The sequence below is a fragment of the Streptomyces shaanxiensis genome (assembly GCF_039537145.1).
Lineage (GTDB): Bacteria > Actinomycetota > Actinomycetes > Streptomycetales > Streptomycetaceae > Streptomyces > Streptomyces shaanxiensis.
The window spans coordinates 25,056-36,533 of the sequence record NZ_BAAAZY010000031.1; the positions used below are offsets into that span (position 1 = coordinate 25,056).

Here is an 11,478-nt window from a genome sequence, read left to right on the forward strand (position 1 = left end):
CGCGGAACTCAGTGCCGAACCGTCTCCACCTGCTGCGGGACATGCCCGGCGACCACCCGCTCGCGCCCGGCCCGCGGAGCGGCGGAGGCCCGGCGCCGGTCCACCGCGTACGCGGCACCCGCGACCCCCAGCCCGAGCACGGCCAGCGCCGCCCCGGCCAGCGCCGGAGACGTCACGCCGAAGCCGGCGGCGAGGGCCAGGCCGCCGATCCAGGCGCCGCCCGCGTTGGCGAGGTTGAAGGCGGCCTGGTTGGCAGAGGAGGCCAGGGACGGGGCCGAGGACGCCTTCTCCATCACCATCAGGTTGAGCGGGGAGCCGGTCACGAACGCCGCCATGCCGAGCAGGGCGACCGCCAGGGCCGCGCTCCACGCCGTGGACATCAGGAGCGGGAACAGCGCCAGGACCGCGGCCAGCGAGAGCAGGCCGCCGAACAGCGTCCGGCGCATCGCGTGGTCCGCCAGCCGCCCGCCCAGCAGGTTGCCGATGGTCGCGCCCACGCCGAACAGCGCCAGCAGCAGCGTCACTCTGGCGTCGGCGTACCCGGCGGAGTCGGTCAGCATCGGCGTGATGTAGCTGTACGCGGCGAAGAGCGCGCCGAAGCCCGCGACCGTCGTGCCGAGGGCCAGCCACACCGGCAGGGACTTCAGCGCGGCCAGTTCACCGCGCAGTCCGGCGGCCGGCGCCGGCACCCGGTCGTGCGGGATCAGCAGCGCGAGCGAGGCGATCGCGGCCAGGCCGATCGCGCTGACGCCCAGGAAGGTCGCCCGCCAGCCCAGGTGCTGCCCCATGAGGGTGGCGACCGGCACGCCCGCGATGTTGGCGACGGTCAGGCCGAGGAACATCAGGGACACCGACCGGGCCTTGCGCTCCGGCGCGACCATGCTCGTCGCGACCACCGCGCCGACGCCGAAGAAGGCACCGTGCGGCAGGCCGCTCACGAAGCGGGCCACGAGCAGCCAGGAGTTGTCCGGCGCGAGGGCGGACGCCGCGTTGCCCGCCACGAACAGCGCCATCAGCCCGATCAGGACCGTACGGCGGGGCATCCGCGCCGTCACGGCCGCCAGCAGCGGGGCGCCGATCACGACGCCGAGCGCGTAGGCCGAGACCAGGTGTCCGGCGGCGGGGATGGATATGTGCAGGTCGCCGGCGACTTCGGGCAGCAGGCCCATCATCACGAACTCGGTGGTACCGATGCCGAAGGCGCCGACGGCGAGGGCGAGCAGGGCCAGGGGCATGAAAGCAGCCGTGCCTTTCCGGGGAGAGAGCGGAGTTCCGTACGAAGTTTATGTTCAGCTTCGGAACAAAGGCTCTCAGGCCCGGTATTCCCTGCGGTTACGAGGACGTGTCGACCTTCACACGAGCAGCCACCGGAAGGTGGTCGCTCCCCGTCTCCGGCAGCGTCCACGAGCTCTCCGGCTCGACGCCCCTCACCATGATCTGGTCGATCCGCGCCATCGGGAACGACGCCGGCCAGCTGAACCCCATCCCGCTGCCCGAGGCGCCCTGGGTGGAGCGCATCTGGGCGGTCACGGCGTTGAGCGCGCGGTCGTTCATCGTGCCGTTGAGGTCTCCGAGCAGGACGACCCTCTCCAGCGGCTCGTCGGCGATGGCCTCGCCCAGCGCGTCGGCGCTCTTGTCGCGCTGCCGGGCGGTGAACCCGGCCTCCACCTTCACCCGCACCGACGGCAGGTGGGCGACGTACACCGCGACCTGCCCGGACGGCGTGGTCACCGTGGCCCGCATCGCACGGGTCCAGCCCAGCTTGATGTCGACGGGCTTGACGCCGCTCAGCGGGTACTTGCTCCACAGCCCGACCGTGCCCTGCACCGAGTGGTACTTGTACGTCGACGCCAGCGCGTTCTCGTACGTCGGGACCGCCGAGGCCGTCAGCTCCTCCAGGGCGACCACGTCCGCGCCGGACGCGGCCACGTCCCGGGCGGTGCCGGACGGGTCGGTGTTGTCGGCGTTGACGTTGTGCGTGGCCACCGTCAGGTCGCCGCCGGTGCCGGTCTTGTCGGTGAGCTGGCCGCCGAAGAGGTTCAGCCACACCAGCGCCGGGACCAGAACGGCGATCAGCGCGGTCGCTGACCTGCGGACCAGGGCCAGCAGGAGCAGCACCGGGACGAACAGGCCCAGCCAGGGCAGGAACGTCTCGGTCAGGCTGCCGAGGTTGCCGATCGTGTTCGGGATCTGCGCGTGCAGCAGCATCACCAGGGCGAGGATCACCGCGAGGGCGGCCAGCACGATGCCGCGCCGCCAGATGTGTGGGTCGCCGCCCAGCAGGCCGGCACCGAAACGGGTCTTCCTCAGGCGGTTCATCAGGCGCCGGGGCCCGGATTCCCGGCGCTCGGGCCCCGAGCCGCCGTTGTCCGTATCCGTCACGTACGCCTGCTGCGCCATACCGTCGCCTCACTACCTGCCGTGCACACCGTCGTCCCCCCGCGCCCAAAGAAACCCTAGGGGATGATCGGCTCCGTTCCTGCCGTTCTCATGACGGCCGTACGGGGGCGAGGACGTACAAGTCCCCTTCGCGAGTTCCGGTTGCGGCGGGGGAAAGCGCGCTCTGTGACGAAACGCGCACATGCGATCTACGGGGTGCGCGAACTGACGGGCCGTAGACCCTCGAGCACCGCGTCGACCATCTGCTCGGCCAGCCCTTCCGGGAGGTCGGCGTCCGGGCGCATGACGGCACGCACCAGCATCGGTCCGAAGATCAGGTCGTTCATCACGTCGACGTCGAGGTCCGTGCGCAGTTCGCCGTTCTCCTGGGCACGGCGCAGGATCGCGTGCTGCTTCCTGCGCCGCGGCTCGACGACGTTCGCGTGATAGGCGTCCCAGATCTTCGGGCTGCTCTTCATCTGGGCGATGACGTTGTGCAGGAGCACCGGCGAACGGGTCATCAGGCCGCGCCGGCGCAACTGCTCCATGAGCGCCACGAGATCGTCGCGCACCGAGGTGCCGGGCAGTTCGGGGTCCGGGGGTTCGGCGGCCCGCACGACGTCGACGAAGAGTGCCTCCTTGCCGCTCCAGCGGCGGTAGATGGTGGCCTTGCCGACGCCGGCGGTACGGGCGATGCGCTCGATGGACAGCTCCGCGAGCGGCACGCCCTCCTCCAGCAACTTCAGGACGCCCTCCATGATGGACCGCTCCACGGCCTCGCTGCGGGGGCGGCCCCTGACGGGGCCGTCCTGCCGGGGGTGGCTGTCGGCGAGGCTCACTCGAACTCGGTCCTTTCCGTGGGCTGTGCTGATTCTCCCTGGTGTACGACGGCTGCGGGTACGAGGCGAGGTTCGGCGCGTGTCCCGCCCGTGCGGCGGGTGTCCGGCCGGCCCGGCGCCCGTCCTACTCCGTGGCCGCCAACTCCCGCTGCGCCTCCCCCTCCTGAGGCGCCGTCGGCCGCCCCGGCAGGAACAGCGCCACGACCACCGCGCCGAGCACCGCGACGCCCGCTCCCCACAGCGCCGTGACGTGCATGGAGTGCAGGAAGGCGTCGTGGGCCGGGCCGACGAGGGCCTCGCCCCGCTGCCCGAGCCGGTCCGCGACGCCCAGCGTGGCCTCGATGGACTCGCCCGCCGTGTGCCGCACGCCCTCCGGCAGCACCGTGAGCCGGTCCTCGATGCCGCCCCGGTACGTGGCCGACATGACCGAGCCCAGGACGGCGATGCCGAGAGCGCCGCCGACCTGCCGGAAGGTGTTGCTGAGCGCGGAGGCGGAGCCGGCCTTCTCGCGGGGCAGGGCCTGCATGATGACGACGCTGAGCGGCGTCATGATGTGCGCCATCGCGGCGCCCATCAGGAAGAACACCACCTCCAGGATCCAGATCGGCGTGTCCGCCTCGAACGTGGCGAAGGCGAGCAGGGTGGCGGCGATGAGCAGCATCGCGCCGGTGGTCGTGGCCCGGTTGCCGAACCGGTCGACCAGGAGCCGGGCGCGCGGCGCGAAGATCATCTGGGCGGCGGCGAGCGGCAGCATCAGCAGCCCGGTCTCCAACGGCGAGTAGCCGCGCACGCTCTGGGTGTAAAAGACCGAGAAGAAGGTCACGCCCATGAGGGCGAAGAAGACCAGCGCGATGACGCCGATCGCGGCCGAGAAGACCTTGTTCCTGAAGTACGTGACGTCGATGGACGGATGGTCGCTGCGCTTCTCGAACACGACGAAGCCGACGAGGACGGCGAGACCGGCGGCGATCGTCGCGAGGACCGTCACGTCCGTGAAGTCGGCGAGCTGGCCGCCCTTGATGATGCCGTAGACCAGCAGGACCAGGCCGACCACGGACAGCACGACGCCGACGGGGTCGATACGGCCGGGGTTCGGATCCCGCGAGTCCGGGACCAGCCACACCATCAGCGCGACCGCGATCAGCACGATCGGCACGTTGATGAGGAAGACCGAGCCCCACCAGAAGTGATCGAGGAGGAGGCCGCCGGTGATGGGCCCGATGGCGATGGCGAGCCCGACGCCGCCCGCCCAGATACCGATGGCCTTGGGCTGCTCCTCGCGCTCGAAGACGTTCATGAGGACGGCGAGCGTGGCCGGCATGACGAAGGCGGCGCCGAGGCCCATCACCGCGCGGAAGGCGATCAACTCGCCGGGCGAGCCGGAGAACGCGGCGAGGGCGGAGCCGATGCCGAACACGGCCAGCCCGCCGAGCAGCACCTTCTTGCGGCCGAGCCGGTCACCGAGGAGACCGGCGCTGAACAGCAGGCCCGCGAAGACGAGCGTGTAGGAGTTGATCGCCCACTCCAGCTCGCTCTGGGTGGCGCCCAGGCCCGTCGGCGCCGGGGTCGAGATGGTCTTGATGGCGACGTTCAGGATCGAGTTGTCGAGGACGACGATCAGCAGGCTGAGCATCAGCACGCCGAGGATGGCCCAGCGGCGCCGGTGCACGGCCTCCGGTATCCGGGGGCCGGTATCAGGGGCGGGAGAAGTCATGGCGTCGAGCGTAGGAGATTTTCGATACGGCACCGTCTCGTATCGTAAATTTTTGCCGAGAACTTACGCAGAACCGGGGCAGGGCTGAGGCGGGGCGGAACTCACACAGGGGGGCCTGGTTCTGTTCGGCACGAAGTGCCACCATGGAGGGGATCCGGGGACGCCGTCAGGGCGCCTCGAGATGACATGAAGGAGCCGTTGCAATGACGCAGCTTTCGGCTGCCCAGACGCCTCAGGCGAAGCCCTCCGACGGCAGCAAGGCGCTGTACGGGGGGAAGGGCACACGCCGCATCACCGTCCGCGACATCGCGCTCGCCAAGGAGCGGGGCGAGAAGTGGCCCATGCTCACCGCGTACGACGCGATGACCGCGTCCGTGTTCGACGAGGCCGGCATCCCGGTCATGCTCGTCGGCGACTCCGCCGGCAACTGTCACCTCGGGTACGACACCACTGTGCCCGTCACCCTCGACGAGATGACCATGCTGTCGGCGGCCGTCGTACGCGGCACGTCACGCGCCCTGATCGTCGGCGACCTGCCCTTCGGCTCCTACCAGGAGGGCCCGGTGCAGGCGCTGCGCTCGGCGACCCGGATGGTCAAGGAGGCCGGGGTCGGCGCGGTCAAGCTGGAGGGCGGGGAGCGGTCGTACGACCAGATTCGGCTGCTGGTCGAGTCCGGCATCCCGGTGATGGCCCACATCGGCCTGACCCCGCAGTCCGTCAACGCCATGGGCTACCGGGTCCAGGGCCGCGGCGAGGAGGCGGCCGCGCAACTGCTGCGGGACGCCAAGGCGGTCCAGGACGCGGGCGCGTTCGCGGTCGTCCTGGAGCTGGTGCCGGCGGAGCTGGCGGCCGAGGTGACGCGCACGCTGCACATCCCGACGGTCGGCATCGGCGCCGGTTCCGAGACCGACGCGCAGGTGCTGGTCTGGACGGACATGCTGGGCCTGACCGGCGGCCGCGTCCCCAAGTTCGTCAAGCAGTACGCCGACCTGCGCGAGGTCATGGGCAACGCGGCGAAGGCCTTCGCGGAGGACGTGGTCGGCGGAACGTTCCCGCTGGAGGAGCATTCCGTCCACTGATCCCGGTGGGGATCCGACACCCCTGAACCACTGCGGCACCACAGCGCCCCGCCGATCTTCCCCCGTCGGCGGGGCGCCCCGTTTCCCGAAGTGCCGGTCAGCGGCGGTACGACTCCACGTAACCGCCCGCCGGCGTGCCCACGCCGGTCACGTCGTCGTAGCCCTTCACCGCGCTCAGCGAGCTGTCCTTGCCGAGGGTCCGTACGGACGGGGTCAGGCCGCCCGCCGCGTCATAGCCGTTGACGTAGTCGACGCGGGCGACCGCGAGCCCGGAGCCCGTCGGGTCGTCCGTGACGTCGTGGTACGCCTTCGAGCCGTACCGTGCGTAGATCGCCGGATTGGCGAAGCCGAGCGGCTTCCCGCCCCGCGCCTCCTGGGCCAGCGCCTGGACGGCCGCGATGACCGGAGCGGCGAGCGAGGTGCCGCCGATGCGGTACTCGTCGTACGCCTGCGTGGTGCCGTCCGGCAGGGTCTGCGTCTGGCCCACCAGGAACCCGGTGTTGGGGTCGGCGATCGCCGCGATGTCCGGCACGACGCGGTTGCCGTCGGCGCTGTTGGCCTGGGCCAGCGCGTCCGGCACGACGCCCTTCTGCCAGTACGGCTCGGCGACCGTCCTGCTGGTGCCGCCGCCCGCGCCGGAGGTGAACGCGCCGGGGAAGTCCGTCCAGCTCTTGCCGTCGTCCGACAGCACCGCCTTCTGCGTGCCCCAGCCGGTCTCCCACAGGTACGAGTCGCCCTTGCCGACGGCCAGCGAGGTGCCGCCGACCGCCGTCACCCAGGCCGAGTTGGCCGGGGTGTCGACCTGCTTGGTACCGGTGTTGGCGACCTCGTCGCCGTTGTCGCCGGACGAGAAGTAGAAGCCGATGCCCTCGACCGCGCCGAACTGGAAGACCTGGTCGTAGGCGGCCGCGAGGTCCGGCGTCTGGTTGGCCTCGATGTCGCCCCAGGAGTTGGAGACGATGTCGGCCAGATGACTGTCGACGATCTTGCTGAGCGAGTCCAGGAGGTCCTCGTCGTAGCAGGACGCGGCGCCCACGTAGGTGACCTGCGCGCCGGGCGCGACCGCGTGCACGGCCTCGACGTCGAGGGTCTCCTCGCCGTACCAGCCGGCCGCGGAGCACTCCTTGGTCCGCGTGTACTTGGCGGGCAGGACCTGGCGCAGCTGACCCGAGCTCCAGGCCGCGTCGCCGTTGCGCTTGGCGTAGGTGGCCGCGTCGAAGGCGATGGTCGGGGAGGCGTACGCGTCGGTGATGGCGATGCGCACCCCCTTGCCGGTGCGCTTGCCGGCGCCGTACGCCGCGCGCAGCTGCTTGCCGGTGTAGCCCTTGACGGCGTACGGGATCTTCGTGCCGTACGCGTCCGGCAGCGTGGTCGCCACGTTCGAGCCGTGGTACGTCGAGAACGGCCCCGCGTTGCGGAACACGGTCTCCGGCGACGGGAGTTGGTCCTTGTGGCTCGCCAGGTGCGGTGCGTTGTCCAGGCCCGTGACGGTCAGGACGGCGTCCTTGACGCCGTCCGGCACCGAGGCGGTCGTCGTGGGCGCGCGGTAGGTCTTCGTGCCCTTGGTGTAGTTGTGCAGCTGGGTGCCGAACGCCTTCTCCGCGGCGGCCACATCGCCGGTCACGGCGACGTAGTGCTGCGTGACGTCCGTGACCTTCAGGCCCGCCGACGCCAACCAACCCTTGACGGCGGCTACTTGGGCCTTCGTCGCGCCGAAGCGGGCCTGCGCCTGCCGGCTGCTCAGGTACGTGCCGTACGACGCCGAGCCCGGGTCGGACACGGCCTTCGCGTAGGCGGCGAGGCCGGCCGCGTCCCGGCCCGCGAGATAGACCCGTACGGAGACCTGGGCGCCGTCCGGGGCCGCGCCCCGGTCCGCCTTGGTCGTGGCCCACGCGGGCTTGGTGCCGGCGAGCGTGTCCCGGCCCGGGCCGTCCGCGGCGTGCGCGGGTATGCCGAGCGCCAGCGCGCCGGCGAGCAGAGGCAGTGTCGCCGCCAGGCTCACTCCGGCGCGCAGCGTGGCGCGGTGAGATCTCATGGAACCCCCTGTGCGGTTCGTGTGCGCGAGTGGATCACTCGACGGTGGCCACTCTCGCGACGAACCGTTCACGCGGGGGGAATGCCCGGCCCAAGAAGGTCCCAACTAACCTAATGACAAGGCCATTTCGACGGCCCGACAGGACCGACAGGGCCAGCAGGCCCTACTGGCGCGGCCGGACGGCTACGGGCGCGGCTTCGCGCCCCGCTCCGCCAGCATGTCCGTCATCAGGGCGATCTCCGACTCCTGCCCGTTCACCATGCCTTGGGCGAGGTCCTTCTCCACATCGACCGTGCACTTGTCGACGCAGCCCTCGGCCATGTGGATGCCGCCCTTGTGATGGTCCGTCATCAACTGCAGGAAGAAGATCTCCGCCTGCTTGCCGCTGAGGCTTCCGAGCTTCTTCATCTCCGTGTTGGTCGCCATGCCCGGCATCAGCGCGCCGTCCTCGCCGGAGGCCATGTCGCCCATGCCCATCCAGGTCATCGGCGCGTCCGAGGACACCTTCGGCAGCTTCCACAGATCCAGCCAGCCCAGCATCATGCCGCGCTGGTTGGCCTGCGTCTGCGCGATGTCGTACGCGAGCCGCCGCACTTCCTCGTCCTTCGTGCGGTCGCGCACGATGTACGACATCTCCACGGCCTGCTGGTGATGCACCGCCATGTCCCGGGCGAACCCGGCGTCCGCCGAGTCCGCGCTCGGGGTGCTGCCCGCGCCGCCGTCCCCGTCGGCAACCGCGTAGGTGATCGCGCCGGCCGCGACGAGCACGGCCGCCGCGGTCCCCGCTATCCATCCGACGTGCTGTTTCACTCCGTCAGACCGCCCGTGCAGACCGCGCCTTTCTCGGGCGTCTGCTCACCCTGGACGTACGTCTCGAAGAACTTGTCGACGTTCGGGTCGCTCGCGCTCGTCACCGTGCGCTGGTGCTCCCACGCGCTGAGCATGATCGGGTCCTTCTGCTTCTCGTCCGGGCTCATCAGCGAGTACGGCGTCTTCTTGACCTTCTCCGCCAGCGCGGCGACGTCGGCCTTGGAGGCCTTGCTGGTGTACGTCACCCACACCGCGCCGTGCTCCAGGGAGTGCACGGCGTTCTCGTTCTTGAGTTCCTTGGTGTAGACGTCGCCGTTGCAGTTCATCCAGGCCGCGTGGTGGTCGCCGCCGACCGGGGGCTCCATCGGGTACGTCACGCCGGTCTTGACGTGGGTCTGGGACAAGGTCTTGTTCCAGGTCTTCACGCCGTCCTTGCCGGTGACGAACTTCCCGGGCGTCTTGTCCGCCTGCGCCTTCTCCTCGGACTGCGACTGGATGAGGACGACACCGCCGACGACGAGACCGGCGACGACCACCAGGCTGGCCCCGATGGTGAGGATGCGGTTGCGCCGCTCACGGGCCTGCTCGGCGCGCCGCATCTCCTCTATTCGCGCCTTGCGCGCGGCGCTGCTCTTGTTCTTGGCGGAGCCCATGAGGCGTGCCCTTCTGGGAGGGGTGGGACGGTCGGGTTCGCTGATCGTAATGGGGGAGGTGTGACCTCCAGTAGTGCGGTCAGGGGGAAAGGCCGGAAAGGCCGGGTCGGGGACCGGGGCCTGTCCGGCCGTCCGACCGGTCCGCGCCGATCGCCGGATATTTTGAACCGCGGATGCGCATTATCTACGCTGCCGTTCATGCGGTTGTTGCGCTCCACCGACCTGGCACTGCGGCTCCTCATGCGGCTCGCCGTCCTGGGCGACGCCATGCCGACGACCCGCGAGGTCGCGGCGGACATGGAGGTGCCCTACACGCACGCCGCCAAGGTCGTCGCCGAGCTGCAGCACATGGGGCTGGTCGACGCCCGCCGGGGCCGCGGCGGCGGGCTCTCGCTCAGCGACAAGGGCCGTACCGCGTCGGTCGGCGCGATCGTGCGCGCCTTCGAGGGGGACGGCGACGTCGTCGAGTGCGAGGGCGACAATCCCTGCCCGCTGCACTCCGGGTGCCGGCTGCGGGGCGCCCTGCGGCGGGCCCAGGAGGCCTTCTTCGCCTCGCTGGACCCGCTGACGGTGGCCGACGTGACCGCGGATCCCACCGGCCCACTGCTCTTGCAGATCGGCCGCGCGCCCTAGACCCGGACCGGCCTCAGCCCTCCTGCCCCAGCCAGAGGTCCGGCCCGAACACCTCGTAGTGGATGTCGGCGGGCGCCACGCCCTGCCCGATCAACTGCGACCGCACCGCCCGCATGAAGGGCAGCGGTCCGCACAGGTACGCGCGCGTGCCCTGCGGTACGGCGAGGTCGGTCAGGTCGACCAGGCCGGTGCGGTGGGACTCCTCGGCGCCGTCGGCGTCCGTCTCGTACCAGAAGTGCACCGAGGCGTCCGCGAGCTTCTCGGCGTACACCTCGTGGTCGGCGCGCAGGGCGTGCTCGGCGGGGGAGCGGTCGCCGTGCACGACGATCACCCGGCCCTGGTGCCCGGCGTCCGCGAGCTCACCCAGTATCGCGACCATCGGGGTCACGCCGATGCCGGCGGAGGCGAGCAGCAGCGGGGCCTCGGTGCCGGCGAGCACGAGATCGCCGTACGCCGCCGACAGGCGCAGGCGATCGCCGACCTCCACGCGCGCGTGGAGGTGGTTCGAGACCTCGCCGTCGGGCGCGGCGGCACCGCCGCGCACCCGCTTCACGCTGATCTGGCGCACCGGCGATCCGGGCGCGGCGGACAGGCTGTACTGGCGTATCTGCCGGGCCCCGTCCGCCAGGTCGACCTGGACGGAGACGTACTGCCCGGCCCGGAAGCCGGGCGCTGGGCGGCCGTCGGCCGGGCGCAGCCGGAAGGTGGCGACGTCGGCGGTCTCCTCGACGCGTCCGACGACCTCCCACTCCCGCCACTCGTTCCCGCCGCGCTCCGCGTACAGCCGCTTCTCGACGGCGATGAGCGCGTTCGCCATCAGCCAGTAGACCTCGTCCCAGGCGGCCGCGACCTCGGGCGTGACGGCCTCCCCGAGCACGTCGGCGATGGCGGCGAAGAGGTGCTCGTGGACGAGCGCGTACTGCTCCGCCGTGACGCCCAGGGAGGCGTGCTTGTGGGCGATGCGGCCCAGCATCGCGTCCGGCCGCTCCTCGGGGTGCTCCAGGAGGTACGTCGCGAACGCGGCGATCGACCCCGCCAGGGCCTGCCGCTGGGTGCCCGCCGCCTGGTTGCCGCGGTTGAACAGGTCACGCAGCAGCTCGGGGCGGGCGGTGAACAGCCCGGCGTAGAAGCGCTCGGTGATCTCGGCGAGGGATGCGCCGACCGCGGGGAGGGTGGCGCGGACGGTGGCTGCGGACTGCTCGGACAGCATCGGGTCTCCTCAGGCTCGACAGGGCGGCGCGAGGGTGACCGCCCGCCTTCATTAAAACTTGCATCTAAGATGCAAATTAAAGCGGGGTGGGTCTTGAGGGGCCGGGCATTACGGATGTCGGTCCGA

10 protein-coding genes are annotated in these 11,478 nt (G+C 71.0%); 2 read left to right on the forward strand and 8 right to left on the reverse strand.

Features of this window, described 5'->3' with window-relative positions; genetic code table 11:
* Positions 1-8: 8 nt before the first annotated feature.
* The 4 genes from ABD932_RS40835 to ABD932_RS40850 all read right to left on the reverse strand — a co-directional run bounded on the left by ABD932_RS40835 (position 9) and on the right by ABD932_RS40850 (position 4,932).
* Complete coding sequence (locus ABD932_RS40835; protein ID WP_345021180.1) at positions 9-1,235, reverse strand: MFS transporter; 1,227 nt, start codon at positions 1,233-1,235, stop codon at positions 9-11.
* Between the two features lie 97 nt (positions 1,236-1,332).
* Positions 1,333-2,319 carry an endonuclease/exonuclease/phosphatase family protein gene (locus tag ABD932_RS40840; protein ID WP_425587588.1) on the reverse strand — a complete coding sequence of 329 codons (987 nt, stop codon included), beginning with the start codon at positions 2,317-2,319 and terminating at the stop codon, positions 1,333-1,335.
* Positions 2,320-2,588: 269 nt separating this feature from the next.
* Complete coding sequence (locus tag ABD932_RS40845; RefSeq protein ID WP_345021183.1) at positions 2,589-3,218, reverse strand: TetR/AcrR family transcriptional regulator; 630 nt, start codon at positions 3,216-3,218, stop codon at positions 2,589-2,591.
* A 124-nt stretch (positions 3,219-3,342) separates the two neighbouring features.
* Positions 3,343-4,932: an MFS transporter gene (locus tag ABD932_RS40850; protein WP_345021185.1), complete on the reverse strand. Its 1,590-nt coding sequence runs from the start codon at positions 4,930-4,932 to the stop codon at positions 3,343-3,345.
* A 203-nt stretch (positions 4,933-5,135) separates the two neighbouring features.
* On the opposite strand from ABD932_RS40850, the gene panB reads away from it, so the two are divergent.
* On the forward strand, positions 5,136-6,011 hold the full coding sequence (panB, locus tag ABD932_RS40855; protein WP_345021186.1) for a 3-methyl-2-oxobutanoate hydroxymethyltransferase: 876 nt from the start codon (positions 5,136-5,138) through the stop codon (positions 6,009-6,011).
* Positions 6,012-6,108: 97 nt separating this feature from the next.
* On the opposite strand, the gene ABD932_RS40860 is transcribed toward panB, so the two are convergent.
* The 3 genes from ABD932_RS40860 to ABD932_RS40870 all read right to left on the reverse strand — a co-directional run bounded on the left by ABD932_RS40860 (position 6,109) and on the right by ABD932_RS40870 (position 9,509).
* Complete coding sequence (locus tag ABD932_RS40860; RefSeq protein ID WP_345021188.1) at positions 6,109-8,046, reverse strand: S53 family peptidase; 1,938 nt, start codon at positions 8,044-8,046, stop codon at positions 6,109-6,111.
* 183 nt (positions 8,047-8,229) lie between these two features.
* Positions 8,230-8,856, reverse strand: coding sequence for a DUF305 domain-containing protein (locus tag ABD932_RS40865; protein ID WP_345021190.1), 627 nt, complete (start codon positions 8,854-8,856; stop codon positions 8,230-8,232).
* Complete coding sequence (locus tag ABD932_RS40870; protein WP_345021192.1) at positions 8,853-9,509, reverse strand: thioredoxin-like domain-containing protein; 657 nt, start codon at positions 9,507-9,509, stop codon at positions 8,853-8,855. The genes ABD932_RS40865 and ABD932_RS40870 overlap by 4 nt, the downstream gene beginning before the upstream one ends.
* A 198-nt stretch (positions 9,510-9,707) precedes the next feature.
* Between ABD932_RS40870 and ABD932_RS40875 the strand changes: the two genes are divergently transcribed.
* On the forward strand, positions 9,708-10,142 hold the full coding sequence (locus ABD932_RS40875) for an RrF2 family transcriptional regulator (protein WP_345021194.1): 435 nt from the start codon (positions 9,708-9,710) through the stop codon (positions 10,140-10,142).
* A 13-nt stretch (positions 10,143-10,155) separates the two neighbouring features.
* Here the strand turns inward: ABD932_RS40875 and ABD932_RS40880 are convergent, their stop codons facing one another.
* Positions 10,156-11,352: a globin domain-containing protein gene (locus tag ABD932_RS40880; RefSeq protein WP_345021196.1), complete on the reverse strand. Its 1,197-nt coding sequence runs from the start codon at positions 11,350-11,352 to the stop codon at positions 10,156-10,158.
* Positions 11,353-11,478: the final 126 nt, after the last annotated feature.

Bases quoted from the DNA above. Each gene is read 5' to 3' on its own strand.
- ABD932_RS40860 (WP_345021188.1), bottom strand. From the start codon at position 8,046: ATGAGATCTCACCGCGCCACGCTGCGCGCCGGAGTGAGCCTGGCGGCG.
- ABD932_RS40880 (WP_345021196.1), bottom strand. From the start codon at position 11,352: ATGCTGTCCGAGCAGTCCGCAGCCACCGTCCGCGCCACCCTCCCCGCG.
- ABD932_RS40875 (WP_345021194.1), top strand. From the start codon at position 9,708: ATGCGGTTGTTGCGCTCCACCGACCTGGCACTGCGGCTCCTCATGCGG.
- panB (WP_345021186.1), top strand. From the start codon at position 5,136: ATGACGCAGCTTTCGGCTGCCCAGACGCCTCAGGCGAAGCCCTCCGAC.
- ABD932_RS40850 (WP_345021185.1), bottom strand. From the start codon at position 4,932: ATGACTTCTCCCGCCCCTGATACCGGCCCCCGGATACCGGAGGCCGTG.
- ABD932_RS40870 (WP_345021192.1), bottom strand. From the start codon at position 9,509: ATGGGCTCCGCCAAGAACAAGAGCAGCGCCGCGCGCAAGGCGCGAATA.
- ABD932_RS40840 (WP_425587588.1), bottom strand. From the start codon at position 2,319: ATGAACCGCCTGAGGAAGACCCGTTTCGGTGCCGGCCTGCTGGGCGGC.
- ABD932_RS40835 (WP_345021180.1), bottom strand. From the start codon at position 1,235: ATGCCCCTGGCCCTGCTCGCCCTCGCCGTCGGCGCCTTCGGCATCGGT.